At 33.6% G+C, this 13,094-nt stretch carries 13 protein-coding genes and 1 pseudogene; 7 read left to right on the top strand and 7 right to left on the bottom strand.

Translation table 11 applies throughout. From position 1 onward, the window contains the following. Nucleotides 1-15: 15 nt before the first annotated feature. Nucleotides 16-1,818, top strand: a complete 1,803-nt coding sequence (locus tag ACPWTF_RS08285; RefSeq protein ID WP_427875109.1) for a RagB/SusD family nutrient uptake outer membrane protein — start codon at nt 16-18, stop codon at nt 1,816-1,818. A 37-nt stretch (nt 1,819-1,855) separates the two neighbouring features. Further along, entirely contained in the window at nt 1,856-3,427 is a 1,572-nt protein-coding gene (locus ACPWTF_RS08280) for a DUF4957 domain-containing protein (RefSeq protein WP_427875108.1), read from the top strand. Nucleotides 3,428-3,559: 132 nt separating this feature from the next. Here ACPWTF_RS08280 and ACPWTF_RS08275 read toward each other — a convergent pair whose 3' ends face one another. The 4 genes from ACPWTF_RS08275 to ACPWTF_RS08260 form a co-directional block, all read right to left on the bottom strand. Beyond that, nucleotides 3,560-4,132 carry a pentapeptide repeat-containing protein gene (locus ACPWTF_RS08275; protein WP_427875107.1) on the bottom strand — a complete coding sequence of 191 codons (573 nt, stop codon included), beginning with the start codon at nt 4,130-4,132 and terminating at the stop codon, nt 3,560-3,562. A 25-nt stretch (nt 4,133-4,157) separates the two neighbouring features. After that, nucleotides 4,158-4,358 carry a hypothetical protein gene (locus tag ACPWTF_RS08270; RefSeq protein WP_095929569.1) on the bottom strand — a complete coding sequence of 67 codons (201 nt, stop codon included), beginning with the start codon at nt 4,356-4,358 and terminating at the stop codon, nt 4,158-4,160. 70 nt (nt 4,359-4,428) lie between these two features. Beyond that, nucleotides 4,429-5,346 (bottom strand): helix-turn-helix domain-containing protein, encoded by a 918-nt coding sequence (locus tag ACPWTF_RS08265; RefSeq protein ID WP_427875106.1) that lies wholly within the window; start codon nt 5,344-5,346, stop codon nt 4,429-4,431. A gap of 1 nt (nt 5,347) precedes the next feature. Continuing rightward, a complete protein-coding gene (locus ACPWTF_RS08260) occupies nt 5,348-5,911 on the bottom strand; it encodes a DUF6642 family protein (protein ID WP_095929461.1) in 564 nt (187 codons plus the stop codon). A gap of 170 nt (nt 5,912-6,081) precedes the next feature. On the opposite strand from ACPWTF_RS08260, the gene ACPWTF_RS08255 reads away from it, so the two are divergent. After that, nucleotides 6,082-6,690 carry a nucleosidase gene (locus ACPWTF_RS08255; RefSeq protein ID WP_427875105.1) on the top strand — a complete coding sequence of 203 codons (609 nt, stop codon included), beginning with the start codon at nt 6,082-6,084 and terminating at the stop codon, nt 6,688-6,690. Between the two features lie 178 nt (nt 6,691-6,868). On the opposite strand, the gene ACPWTF_RS08250 is transcribed toward ACPWTF_RS08255, so the two are convergent. Both ACPWTF_RS08250 and ACPWTF_RS08245 read right to left on the bottom strand, forming a co-directional pair. Beyond that, nucleotides 6,869-7,345 carry a hypothetical protein gene (locus ACPWTF_RS08250; protein WP_427875104.1) on the bottom strand — a complete coding sequence of 159 codons (477 nt, stop codon included), beginning with the start codon at nt 7,343-7,345 and terminating at the stop codon, nt 6,869-6,871. Next, nucleotides 7,342-8,184, bottom strand: a complete 843-nt coding sequence (locus tag ACPWTF_RS08245) for an SIR2 family NAD-dependent protein deacylase (protein ID WP_427875103.1) — start codon at nt 8,182-8,184, stop codon at nt 7,342-7,344. Before ACPWTF_RS08245 ends, ACPWTF_RS08250 begins: the two co-directional genes overlap by 4 nt. Nucleotides 8,185-8,523: 339 nt before the next feature. Between ACPWTF_RS08245 and ACPWTF_RS08240 the strand changes: the two are divergent. The 4 genes and pseudogenes from ACPWTF_RS08240 (at nt 8,524) to ACPWTF_RS08225 (ending at nt 12,205) form a co-directional block, all read left to right on the top strand. Then, a pseudogene (locus ACPWTF_RS08240) lies at nt 8,524-10,339 on the top strand (glycoside hydrolase family 2 protein). Nucleotides 10,340-10,493: 154 nt separating this feature from the next. Continuing rightward, on the top strand, nt 10,494-10,919 hold the full coding sequence (locus ACPWTF_RS08235) for a helix-turn-helix domain-containing protein (RefSeq protein ID WP_379800834.1): 426 nt from the start codon (nt 10,494-10,496) through the stop codon (nt 10,917-10,919). A 105-nt stretch (nt 10,920-11,024) separates the two neighbouring features. Beyond that, complete coding sequence (locus tag ACPWTF_RS08230; protein WP_427875102.1) at nt 11,025-11,654, top strand: MgtC/SapB family protein; 630 nt, start codon at nt 11,025-11,027, stop codon at nt 11,652-11,654. 11 nt (nt 11,655-11,665) lie between these two features. Then, nucleotides 11,666-12,205 carry a GNAT family N-acetyltransferase gene (locus tag ACPWTF_RS08225; RefSeq protein WP_427875101.1) on the top strand — a complete coding sequence of 180 codons (540 nt, stop codon included), beginning with the start codon at nt 11,666-11,668 and terminating at the stop codon, nt 12,203-12,205. Nucleotides 12,206-12,247: 42 nt separating this feature from the next. On the opposite strand, the gene ACPWTF_RS08220 is transcribed toward ACPWTF_RS08225, so the two are convergent. Next, nucleotides 12,248-13,090, bottom strand: coding sequence for a DUF4249 domain-containing protein (locus tag ACPWTF_RS08220; RefSeq protein ID WP_427875100.1), 843 nt, complete (start codon nt 13,088-13,090; stop codon nt 12,248-12,250). Nucleotides 13,091-13,094: the final 4 nt, after the last annotated feature.

The following is a 13,094-nucleotide window of genomic DNA, read 5'->3' as shown; positions in this document are numbered from 1 at the left end:
TTAAACGATCACAAAATGAAACATAAAATAATAATAGCGGGATTGATTATTGCGGCTTTATTTAGTTCTTGCCAGCAATTTGAAGATGACTATTTAGAAACAGATGCAAAGTCAACATTAGAACCATCTTTGATATTTTCTGAAGTAGCACTTGCAAAAGGAGCTATTGACGGAATAAAAGTGCCATTCGCAGAGACCAATTCTTATAGAGGAAGATTTTTACCATATTATGGATTAAATACAGACGTAGAATGGTACAACACTTCGCAAACAGCAGGAGATAAAGCAGATTTGTGTGTATATGATGCAAAGCCAACTAATACGGAGATGAATACTACCAACAATGCCTATTCAATGATGTATTCAGGTATTGAGCGTGCAAATATCTGCATTAAGGGTCTACGTCAATATGGAAATCCTACACCAGGCTCAGAAATGGGACAACTACTAGGAGAGGCTTTAACATTAAGAGCGATCTATTATGCCGATTTGCTTAAGTCTTGGGGTGATGTTCCAGCTCGTTTTGAGCCTATCACTACTGCGACATTATATTTGCCTAAAGCGAGTAGAGATGTTATTTACAAACAATTAATTGCAGATTTAGGTGAAGCAGCAACATTGGTGGCATGGCCTAACGAAACTGCTTATACAAGTACAGTAGAACATGTAAATAAAGCTTTTGTAAAAGCATTTAGAGCACGTTTGGCTTTGGCAGCAAGTGGTTATCAGCAATATCCTGATGGAGTAAGAAGAAGTAGCGATCCAGAACTTTCAGTTGCCAACATGTATGCATTGGCATTAAAAGAATCTCGCGAAGTGATCCAAAGTGGTTCTGCTCGTTTAGAATCTACTTTTGAAGGATTATGGAGAAAATACAATGAAGAAAATACTGCCGCTGGAGGAGAATCTCTTTGGGAACTTCCTTTTTCTGATGGGCGTGGTAGAATGTTATTCACTTTTGCAGTAAAACACACTGCAGCAGCTGATCAATTTCAAGCTAACGGAGCTAACCGTGGAGGTGTAGCAGAGCCGTTGCCATTTGTTTTCTATGATTATGATCAAGCAGATACACGTAGAAATGTTACTTGTGTACCTTACAAATATGGTGCAGCAGTAAATGGTATTGCAAAACAAGAATTGGGTACTCTAGATACATGGTATTTTGGTAAATATCGTTACGAATGGATGAAACGTTATGTAACTTCAACTAATGATGACGGGGTTAATAAAATGTACATGCGTTATGCTGAGGTGCTTTTAATTGCTGCTGAAACAGCAAACGAATTAGAAGGCCCAAGTGCAGCAATGCCCTATTTGAAAGAAATTCGTAGAAGATCATTTTCTACAGCAGATCAAGCGACTAAGGTTGAATCTTATGTAAATGCCTTAACGAGCAAAGATGCAATGTTTAATGCTCTGGTTGAAGAAAATAAATATGAGTTTACAGGAGAGATGGAACGTAAACAAGCGCTTATCCGTTGGAACTTGCTTAAAGCAAACTTAGATAAAGCAAAGCAAAAAATGGCTGAATTATCTACTCGTACAGGACAATATGCAGATGTGCCAGCGACTTTGTACTATAAATATCAGTCAGATAATGTAAGTTTAGATATTTATGGACTTAACCGTGGAGAAACTACAAATCCAGGAGCATTGTATTCTTCTACTGCTTGGACATGGACAGGAACTGCTGCAGATGCTAAGATAGCTTCATTGTATAAAGCAGGAGTAAATCCTGATGAGAGACAATTCTGGCCAATATGGCAAGTATTTCTTGATGCAAGTAATGGTCAGTTAAAAAATGATTACGGTTATTAAAATCTTTCAAAAAACTAATAATAAATTATAAGTTATTATGATGAAAACAATAAATATATTTAAAGGATTAATAACCGTATTACTTCTTTCAGTTGCAGTTTCTAGCTGTGAAAGTTATAATGAAGCGTTATTAGACGGTATAGGAAATACAAGAGAATTTTCTCCCATCGGACTTAAAGCTACCATCAGAAACTCAACCACGGTTGAGTTAGATTGGACGGTTAAAGCAGATGAAAATGCAGATCATTATGTAGTTGAATTTAGTGCCGATGATCCTAGTTTCGCTACAATTTATAAAACGATAAATGTTGCTCCTACAGAACTTCCTGTAAAAGTAGCATTAGAAGGAGAAACGGTTTATTCTATTAGAGTAAAAGCAGTTACTTCTGGCTTAGCAGATTCTAAATGGTCGGTTATAACTGCTACAACATTATCAGAGCAGATCATGTTCCCAGTTCAAGATGCAGATATTCAAGCAACTCAGGTTACATTGAGATGGACTCCAAATAGCGCTGTAACACAAATTACGGCTATGCCTGGAAATATTGCGCACACCATTACAGCAGCTGAAAAAACTGCGGGAGTAGCTACACTTACAGGATTAACACCAGAAACTGCTTATACTGCAATTTTATTAAATGGAACAAAGAAAAGGGGTAATGCAACTTTTACTACGGGGATAGACATTGGAACAGGAATATTAGTTAAAGAAGGAGATAATTTCCTTCAGAAAATTATTGATGCGCCTTCAGGATCTGTTTTAGTTTTCATGCCAGGAGATTATACAGCTCAAACAGGAACAATTGCAATAAATAAAACAATAACGTTAAGAGGTTTAAGACCAGAAAACAAACCAAAACTAAAAGTTAATTTCACGTTGGCTAATAATCCGGCTAATTCAAGTGAAGTGGTTAACCTTTCATTAATCGATTTAGACTTAAACGGAACTGGTACAACTGGTGGAGCAATAGCAATTGCGACAGCAGCGGCTACAGGTTTAGGAGATGTTTTAATAAGCGGATGTTATGTTCATGATTATCCTTCTCAATTAATCTACGGAAATGCCTCAGCAAGATTGAAATCATTCTCTGTGGATAATAGTATTATTGAAAATGTAAACGTTAATGCAGGTGCTGATTTTATTGACTTCAGAACTACTTATGTGGCAAGTGTTTCTTTAACAAAAAGTACATTTGACACTTGTTCATCACGTGATTTCATCCGTTTGGATGCTGCTGCAGGATTAACAGGAACTGGATTAACTAGTAATGTGTTAATCGATGGATGTACAATCTATGCACCTACTTTACCGGCAGCAAGTAGAATTTTGTATATACGTTTTGTTTCTAATTTATCTACAGTACGTAATACATTATTAGCAGTTGGATCTGCAGTTTACACCAATTCTACAGCAACGGCTGCTCCAGGGTTTGCGAATAATAATAATTTCAATTCGCCTAATTTACAGGTAACAACAGGTAATAATAGACCAGATGCTGCTGCAACTGTATTAGATCCTCAATTTACGAATGCTGTAAATGGTGACTTTACGGTCAAAAATCAAACATTAATTGATAGAAAAGTGGGAGATCCACGTTGGATAAAATAAAAATCGTGGTTGATTAAATAGAGAAAAGCGGGATGCAATTTAGTTTGTAGTCCCGCTTTTTAAGTTTTCAGTCTCAGTTTCAGTCAAAGTTTTCAGTTGCTAAAAACTGTGACTGCGACTGAAAACTAAAAATCACTCTATGGATAAATCAAATTTTTGAAGCAAACCCGCAAGTGCCGTATGGGAAACTTTTGTCCCTTTAATTTTATTTTCGGATGGATCAAAAGCATAGTTTTTGGAACTTCTGAAGTCGGTTTTTTCTAAAATGCTTTCCACAAAAGTGGCACCAGAAAGATCACAATTTTTAAAAACGGCCAAAGATAAATCGGTATTCGAAAAATCAGCTTCTTTTAGGAGGCAGTCTATAAAATTGGTTTTCTTCAATTTTTTATAAATGAAAGTAGAATAATCTAATACACAATCTTGAAAATTCATCGAAAATAAAAAACTATTACAAGCGCTAAAATCCAATCCCATTAATTTACAGCCAATAAATTTGATGTTTTTTAATCCCGTATTTCTCAAAGTAGCCAAAGAAAGATTGCAATTTTTAAAAGTGCAATCTAGAAAGTCGTTATGACTTAAATCACTTTTAGAAAAATTGCAATTAATGAATTCGCAGTTTACAAATTCGACATTGGCTAAACTCTGATCCGAATAATCAATCGTTTCAAAAGTTCGGTTTTGGTATAATTTTGATTCCATATAAATTTAAAAGGCTTGTAAAGTTTTATTCTAATTCGATACAATCGAAAATACTATTGTTTTGAAGTAATGCGGTTACATTCAGCTCGCTGTCAACTCTCAGAATGTTATCGCAATCTTCGAGGTCAAAATTCCACAAAGAATTAGGTAATAATTCATTTAGAAGTACAGAGGCCGATTCAAATTTGGATGGGCTGTCAACGGAAGTTTTAAAAACATAAATCATAATTTGCATTTTTGAGGAAGCAAATTTCTGAAAAGCACCCGCATATTTGTTAGGATTCTATAATCAATAATTAGGACTTATCAATCATTTTTCGATACCGAATAGGAGAGATTCCTTCTGCTTTTTTAAAAAATCGACTAAAGTAAGATTGATCTTCAAAGCCTACTTGCGTTGCGATTTCACCTACAGAAAGTGTGGTTTGGAACAATAAATATTTGGCCTCTAGCAATATGTTTTCGTCAATCCATTTTACAGCAGATTTTCCTGTTACATTTTTGACACATTTGTTTAAATGATTGGGAGTAACATTTAGCATCGAGGAATAGTAATTGACCTGATGTTGGGTTTTAATATGGTCATGAATCAATTCTTTAAATTTCCCCGTAATTGCTTCTGCCGCCGAGATGCTTTTAGAAGTTTTTACCGCATTTTTATTCATTTCATAAAACAAAGTAATCAGATACGACTGAACAATATTTAAATCTGTAACCGTTTTTTCAGAATATTCCTTTTTCAATCGTTCCAAAATATTGGTAATTGGAGTAATATCTTCGGGAGCAAGTTTAATTTTGGGATCTCCTGAAATTTTTAGAAAGTCAAAATCATTGAGCAGTTCACGGCTGCCATATTTCCGAATCAATATATCGGGATGAAATTGGCAGATATAACCTTTATGAATGTTGTTGACATTATCAAGCGAAAAAATCTGACCAGCAGGAACCATAATCATTTCGTTATCGGTCGTGGCATATTCCTGATACCCCAATTTCATAACATGCTGACCTGACGAAATAAAAATCAAAGTATGGCAAGAATGTTTTGAAGGCGGAACAGGATGTTGCATCTGCATCATTTCTTCGATTTCCAAACAGAAAAAATGATCAGAATTCGATTTGAAAAGCACATGAATAGGATTGTCTTCTCCTAAAAACTTTTCTCGAAACCCTTTTGGATTATAGGTTTTTATTTTCTCCGCCTGCTTTTTCATTTTAATAATATAATCTAAAATCAAGCAGTTTGCAGAGATTGTAATGTTTAGCATACAGATCTTCAACAACTTCTATTATATTGTCGTTTTCTTGATACAAGCTAAAAAAAGCTTTGTCAATTGTACTGCAACTAGCAATTTTATTATACGTAGAGCCGTAGCCAGAAATGGCTCTCGCTCCAGTTATGTCTAAGAAATATTGCGCTTCTTCTTCATTTAAATCTAAAACCTTAAGATTGGCAAAATGAATAATTTTACCCTTCATTTTTCCTTCAAACAATTCGGCAATTTCTTCAATGCTGTAATAATAATCGTGAAGACAGATATTATTTTCCTGACCAGGCATGGCTAAATAAATGATTTCATAATCTTTGAAATTGTGATCTTCGTAAAGCAAAATATTCAGACTTTCTTCTAAACCTTCGATCGTATCGCAAGTTTTATGAATGCTCGAAATACCTTGGTCTATGGCCAATTCTTCCAAACATTTTACCACATTGGTCTGTGTATGATCGTCTATATCTTTAACGCCTTCAAGGCAGAAAATAAATTTTTCACTATCCATGCAGTTATTCTTTCTGGTTTTAAATTTTTTACTGGTTCTCGCAAATGTATTTTTTATATCATAAAATCCAATAGCGAAAACAGACTTTAACGTCTTTTTTGGATTTTAAATTTAGGTTAGAGCATCGTAAAATTTTAAACGTATTTTTGTAAACCGAAAATAAATTACACATGATACAAATTAATCAAACGGCATCATTTGCGGTTGAAGAGATATTATTCTGTTTTGCGCTCGAATCTGAAGCCGCAGAAGTTTTTAAAGATCACAATGTCTTAATTACCGGAATCGGAAAAGTAAATGCAGCTTACGAATTGACAAAAGCCATTCAAAAGAAAAGGCCGTCTGTAATCATAAATCTAGGTTCGGCGGGAAGTAGCTGTTTTCAAAAAGGAGATGTAATTTGCTGTACCAAATTTGTACAAAGAGATATGGATGTTCGCGGTTTGGGTTTTGCATTATACGAAACGCCACTTTCTGGTTTGCCGCCACTTTTAGAATATGGTTTGTTAATGGATAATCTTCAAGAAGGCATCTGCGGAACTGGAGATAATTTTGAAATGGGACATTGTTCAGACGCTTACAATGTGGTTGATATGGAAGCCTACGCCTTAGCCATGATTGCCATGAAAGAAAATATTCCGTTTTTAAGTTTAAAATATATTTCTGATGGAGCCGATGATAATGCTGCAGAAGATTGGACGATTCAAGTTCATAAAGCGGCTATTGCTTATGGTAAAATTTTGGGATTGATTGAAGAAAATAAAGAAGCCATTTCTTAGTTGAAATGGATTATTACCTTGTTAATAAATCTGTTTTCTACTCTCTTTAGTCTTCACTGAAGCGCTATGCAAAATGTCTCTAACTTGTACAGTTTTTTATAAAGGACACTTTTTATAAAGGCTCAAAGTTTAATTTAATTTTGAATTAAGATAGTTTCATCTAACTATATTTTTTGATTTACTTATTAAGTTCATAATAATTGTTTTCTCCATTACATTTTAAATTTATTGCTTTAGGAAAACCATTATCAAGATTAATGATATTCTTTTCCTTGCAATCTTTGTTGCCGAAATATAGTTTACATTTCTTCAATATAGTGGGGAGTTCATTAATATGGCTTAAATAATAATATCCAAAAAATTGCTTTTTATCAGTATATATAAAAATATGATTTTCAGCACTTGGACTATTTTTTAAATTAAAAATAAATGATGAAATAACAATATAATATTTTCCTTGATTAGTCTTTACTTCTCCTAAGTATCTACCTTGAAATCTTTCAGAATCATTTATTTTTTTATAAGATAATATTTTCTGATTTTTACTTATGAGCTTTAAATTAAAAAGATTTCTCTCTTTTTTGTAGTCAAAATAATTTTGTGAAAAAATATTGTTTGTAAGGAAGATGAATGTTAGTATCAGAATTGTTCTCATATTGGAGTTTTAACTATAGTATGCATATGTTTAATCATTTCTTTAATCAATTTTAAAGCCTCAGTAGACGTTTTACGAATAATGATTTTATTCTTTTTGTCTTTTATTAAAGCCGTGAACTGATTGTCTTCTATATTAATATCAACGATAGTTCCGCCATATTTTAAAGTAGTTTCTGCAATTGCAACAGGCAAGTTTGTTGCTCCAGAAGTTCCTAGAATAAAAAGTATTCCAGAATTTTTGGCAATTTTCAAAGAACTGAACTTTTTATTTGTTTGTTCGTCATAATATTCGTCAAACCACAGAATATTTGGTCTCATCCAACTTCCGCAACTTTTACATTTTAAAAGCTCTATTTCTCTTTCGGTTAAATCTTCATCAATCTCTTTTCCTTTTACTTCTTCAGGTAGATCTATGATTTCTCTGCAGCCGTTTGAACACTTTATTTGTCTATTATTTCCATGAATTTCAAAAATTCTTTCTGTTCCGCTTAATCGGTGTAAGTTGTCTATATTTTGAGTAATCAGATGAAATCTGTCTTTTAAAATGTTTTCAATTTCGACCAATTCGTAATGGCTCGCGTTTGGTTTTGCATTTTCGAACATTTTTTTTCGAAATAATGAATATTGCCAAACTTCCTCAGGATTTTCTTTGAAGTATTTAAAAGTCCCAAATTCTTCAGGTTTATGAAATTTAGTTCCCTTGATCCAAATACCATCAACACCTCTATAGGTCGGAATTCCACTTTCAGAAGAAATTCCAGCGCCCGTTAAAAAGGTAAATAGGTTTCTTTTATTTTTAGTTGAAACTTGTTTTATTATGTTTTCTAATTGTTCCATGTTAAATGAAAAAAGGATAAATCTTTTTGGATTAAATATAGACTAAAAATTATTATCTAGAAATTCTGAGCCTTTATGAATTGCTCCAGCGGAGCAAAATATTTATAGCATAATTTAAATCCTCAGATTCAAAAAGCTCCAGCGGAGCGACATATAAATTCTTATTGGTAATATATCGTTTTAAGACAAACAAAGTAAATACGCCTCATAACACAAAACTGATAAGTATTTGATGGGGTATTTTATGGAAATGAATGAGTTTGATTTAATACAGCTTTAAAGAAACTTTTTAACTTTATAATCTTCATATTTTACTAACTAAAGATCCTCAAAACCAAAATGATTTTAACTATGAAAAAGATAATGATGTTGTGTTGTACTTTTCTCCTAATTGGAAAAACAATAGCACAGGAAATTCCGTTGGTATCTAACATTTCATCTCGAAACAATATTACGTTAAACGGAAAATGGAGATATATTGTAGATCCTCTCGAAAACGGATATTATAATTATCGTTTAGAGCCTTTTAAAGACAATGGCTTTTTCGAAAATAAAAAATGGAATACCACAGAGTTGAGCGAATATAATTTCGCAACCTCATCAGTTATGGATATTCCGTCTGATTGGAATTCGAAAGATCAAAGATTGTTTTTTTACGAAGGAACGGTTTGGTTTCAGAAAGATTTCAATTATAAAAAAGATGCCAAGACCAAAGGAATTCTTCATTTTGGAGCTGTCAATTATGATGCGAAAGTCTACGTAAACGGAAAACTGGCAGGAACGCACATTGGAGGTTATACACCTTTTAATTTTGATGTAACCAATTTATTAGTCGACGGAAATAATTTCGTCGTAGTAAAAGTCGACAACAAACGCCACAAAGACAATGTTCCAACGGTAAATATGGATTGGTGGAATTACGGCGGTATTACCAGAGACGTAACTTTGGCTCAAGTTCCGAATACGTATATCGAAGATTATTTGGTTCAATTGGATAAAAAAGAAAAAGGAAAAATTTCGGGCTGGATAAAACTAAACAGCGAATTGGCAAATCAAACGGTTTCGGTTTCCATTCCAGAATTGAAAATTAAAAAAAGCGTTACGACCGATGCTAAAGGAATTGCCTCTTTTGAAATCAAAGCCAATCCTGTTTTATGGACACCTGAAAAACCAAAATTATATGATGTAACCATTTCTAAAGCAGATGAAAATATCGCTGACCAAATTGGTTTTAGAATCATTGAAGCCAAAGGCAAGGAAATTCTGTTAAATGGAAAAAAAGTCTTTTTACGCGGAATCAGCATTCATGAAGAAGCGCCTTTTAGATCTGGAAGAGCTTGGTCTCAAGACGATGCCATTACGTTATTGACTTGGGCAAAAGAATTAGGCTGTAATTATGTTCGTTTGGCGCATTATCCGCACAACGAAAATATGGTCAAACAAGCCGAAAAAATGGGATTAATGATTTGGTCTGAAGTTCCGGTTTATTCGGACGATTTCGTGGACAAATCCAGATACGTATGCCAATGCCGAACACCAATTGCATGACATGATTTACAGAGATAAAAACCGTTGCGGAATCGTAATTTGGTCAATTGCCAATGAAACGCCTCATGGCGATGATCGTGATATTTTCTTAAGTAAACTGGCAAAATATGCGCGTACGCAGGATAATTCTCGTTTGATTAGTATGGCGATGGAAGTTACTTCGAGCTCCAATAATATCAATACGCTTCACGACAATATGAATGAATATGTAGATATCGTAAGTTTCAATCAATACTTAGGTTGGTATAGAGGAACTAATGAATCTTGCAAAGACATGCAATGGGTAATTCCGTACAACAAACCCGTTATTGTCAGCGAATTTGGAGGCGAAGCGTTACAAGGTTTGCACGGCGACAAAAAAGAACGCTGGAATGAAGAATATCAGGAAGAATTGTACATTCAAAATACACAAATGTTCAACAGAATTGAAGGTTTAGCAGGAGTTTCGCCTTGGATTCTAGTTGATTTTAGATCGCCAAGAAGACAATTGCCCAATATTCAGGATTTCTTTAATCGCAAAGGTTTAGTTTCTGATCAAGGAATTAAAAAGAAAGCTTTTTATGTTATGAAAGATTGGTATGCACAAAAAGAAAAAGAATATAAGTAAACTGGATTTTTAAAATTTATTTTTGTCTGAAAAGTTGTATTTTTGTCATGATGCAAAAATAAGTTTCTATTTACTGTTTTTCGGTATCATACAGAACAAATTATGTAAGATACATATTTCTTATTTTTAAAGTCGTAATTATTATCTTTGAACTATGAGTACATTAACCAGACCAAATCACATCGGTAGAAAAATAAGCCGTATTCGTGAACTGAAAGACATGAAACAAGAAGCATTGGCACAGGCGCTAGGAACAAACCAGCAAGCTGTTTCTATTATGGAAAATAGTGAGACTATTGATGAAGAGAAACTAATTCAAGTTGCTAAAGCTTTAGGCGTAAGTGTTGAAGCTATTAAGAATTTTTCTGAGGAAGGAGTAATTAATTATTTTAATACTTTCACAGAAAATGATTTTAGCCATAGTCAAGGAACTAATTTTGGAAGTAATAATGTATGCACATTTAATCCATTAGATAAATTAATAGAATCTGTTGAAGAAAATAAAAAGCTTTACGAACGCCTTCTACAAGCTGAAAAAGATAAAATTGAATATTTAGAAAAGCTATTGAAAGAAAAATAGTCCTTAGTATAAAATAGTAAATGTAAAACCTTCAAAGTCATTTTGATTTTGGAGGTTTTTTTGTGTTTTTTCCTTAATTTTAATTTGAAAAATTACAAGACTTAAATGGAAGTAGAAATTATCATAAGATTGCTTTTAGCCGCATTTTGGGGAGCTTTAATTGGAGCTGAAAGAGAATATAGAGGAAAAGCCGCGGGTCTCCGCACCACAATAATGATTTCTGTCGGAGCTTGTTTTTTTACCTTAATGTCCCAATGGATCGGAGGAGCTGGAAATCCAGACCGTATAGCTTCTAATATTGTAACCGGTTTAGGTTTTCTATGTGCGGGAGTAATCTTTAGATCAGACAATCATGTTTCGGGAATTACAACGGCAGCGACAATATGGTCGGTTGCGGCAGTTAGTATGGGAGTAGGAGCGGGTTATTACTTTGCTTCGGCTTGTGCAGCACTTATGATTCTTATAATTCTAACGATGCTAACTTTTCTTCAGGATAAAATTGACCTCATCAACGAACATAAAACGCTTCGAATAACCTTTAGACGCTCAGATGCTGGCCATGCAAGATGTAAAGAGCTTTTTTCGACTTACGGCATAAAAGCTAAACTGTTAGTGCAACATCGTACTGTAGATCATATTATTTTAGAGTGGCAGATACACGGTTCTAAACATGCTATAGAATCTTTGTATGCTTCGCTTTTGCAAGATCCAATTTTTGAGGAATTAGTTTTATAAAAATAAGAATAATGAATTTTAATTTACAACCCGTTTTAGAAAATGATCTTTGTGTTCTATCTCCTTTAGAAGAAAAAGATTTTGATGCATTATACAAAGTGGCTTCCGATCCAAAAATTTGGGAACAGCATCCAAACAAAGACCGATGGAAAAAAGAAGTCTTTGAAAACTTTTTTGAAGGTGCCATGAAAAGTAAAGGCGCTTTTAAAATTATAAATAAGGAAACAGGAGAGGTTCTTGGAAGTACACGATTTTACGATTTTGATAAAGAAGACGACAGCATTTTTATAGGTTATACTTTTTATGCTGTTTCGTGCTGGGGAAAAGGCGTAAATCAAAGTGTGAAAAAGACCATGCTGGATTATCTTTTTCAATATGTCTCGAAAGTGAAATTTCATATTGGTTCAGAAAATATCCGATCACAAATTGCAATTTCAAGAGTAGGAGCAGAAAAAGTGGCTGAAGAGGAGGTGGCTTATTTTGGAGAAAATCCAAAATGGAATTTTGTGTATCAAATAGATAAAGAGGATTGGAAAAGAGAAAAGCCTTAAACATCTTGTTTAAGGCTTTTCTCTTTTTATACAATTGATTTTTTATTTCACTAAATAATCAATTTGATCGGCTTCGCAAAGTCTGAAATAACCAAAAGCGAAATTATTAGCATCGGAAGTGTTTACAATATTTCCTCTAATATTTCCTGGAGGAACAGAAAAAGGATTTGAACTGGAAGCTTCCAAAATTAATTTCCAGTAATTATAGAAGTTTTTAGAAACGCCTCTGTGCGTAATTGTAACCGTATTTCCAGGTTTCATTTTGTCTTCATTAGAATATCTTGTACTGATTTCGTTTCCGTTATAAAATTCATCATTTGTAATTTCATATTCGGGATAAATCAAAAATGAAGCTTGATAATCGGTTACATAATAATTGATCTGATCTGCTGGGTCGTTGTAATAAAAAGTCAATTCAATGATATCTGTTCCGTCAAAATCAGGAACAATCTTTTGTTCAATTTTATTGATTGGAGTTGTAGAAGTTAACTTTTCTGTTGCGGTAAAACTTTGCCCTTCAGCATTGATGAATAATTTATAATCGGCATCAATTACAGGAATAAAATTGGTGCATTTGTAAACTCCTGCCTCAGTTTCGTTAAAGGTAAAAACATCTCCGTTACTGTTTTCTATTCGTACTTGCGCGCCAGAAACTTTTGGCGTAGAATTGTTGTAATAAGGAGCCGTTTTACTAATTTTTATAGTTTGTTCTTTTCCGTCAGTTCCTTTTTTCCAGATTATTTCAGCATCGATAACCAGTTTCGTTTCGCCAGTTTCCAGATCCAGATTGACTACATCTTCGCAAGAAGCAAAAGAAAAAACAAAAAGAAGACTTATTAATGCCAATGCTCTGTTCATTATCGTATATTTTTTCAATTTATTCATAGCA

Source organism: Flavobacterium sp. MMS24-S5 (assembly GCF_050320125.1).
Taxonomy (GTDB): Bacteria; Bacteroidota; Bacteroidia; order Flavobacteriales; family Flavobacteriaceae; genus Flavobacterium; species Flavobacterium tyrosinilyticum.
This window is presented reverse-complemented; position numbering and strand designations above follow the sequence as displayed.

Coding starts and splice junctions, on each gene's coding strand:
- ACPWTF_RS08230 (WP_427875102.1), top strand. CDS start 11,025: ATGGAAGTAGAAATTATCATAAGATTGCTTTTAGCCGCATTTTGGGGA.
- ACPWTF_RS08255 (WP_427875105.1), top strand. CDS start 6,082: ATGATACAAATTAATCAAACGGCATCATTTGCGGTTGAAGAGATATTA.
- ACPWTF_RS08265 (WP_427875106.1), bottom strand. CDS start 5,346: ATGAAAAAGCAGGCGGAGAAAATAAAAACCTATAATCCAAAAGGGTTT.
- ACPWTF_RS08275 (WP_427875107.1), bottom strand. CDS start 4,132: ATGGAATCAAAATTATACCAAAACCGAACTTTTGAAACGATTGATTAT.
- ACPWTF_RS08220 (WP_427875100.1), bottom strand. CDS start 13,090: ATGAATAAATTGAAAAAATATACGATAATGAACAGAGCATTGGCATTA.
- ACPWTF_RS08285 (WP_427875109.1), top strand. CDS start 16: ATGAAACATAAAATAATAATAGCGGGATTGATTATTGCGGCTTTATTT.
- ACPWTF_RS08235 (WP_379800834.1), top strand. CDS start 10,494: ATGAGTACATTAACCAGACCAAATCACATCGGTAGAAAAATAAGCCGT.
- ACPWTF_RS08260 (WP_095929461.1), bottom strand. CDS start 5,911: ATGGATAGTGAAAAATTTATTTTCTGCCTTGAAGGCGTTAAAGATATA.
- ACPWTF_RS08270 (WP_095929569.1), bottom strand. CDS start 4,358: ATGATTTATGTTTTTAAAACTTCCGTTGACAGCCCATCCAAATTTGAA.
- ACPWTF_RS08225 (WP_427875101.1), top strand. CDS start 11,666: ATGAATTTTAATTTACAACCCGTTTTAGAAAATGATCTTTGTGTTCTA.
- ACPWTF_RS08280 (WP_427875108.1), top strand. CDS start 1,856: ATGATGAAAACAATAAATATATTTAAAGGATTAATAACCGTATTACTT.
- ACPWTF_RS08250 (WP_427875104.1), bottom strand. CDS start 7,345: ATGAGAACAATTCTGATACTAACATTCATCTTCCTTACAAACAATATT.
- ACPWTF_RS08245 (WP_427875103.1), bottom strand. CDS start 8,184: ATGGAACAATTAGAAAACATAATAAAACAAGTTTCAACTAAAAATAAA.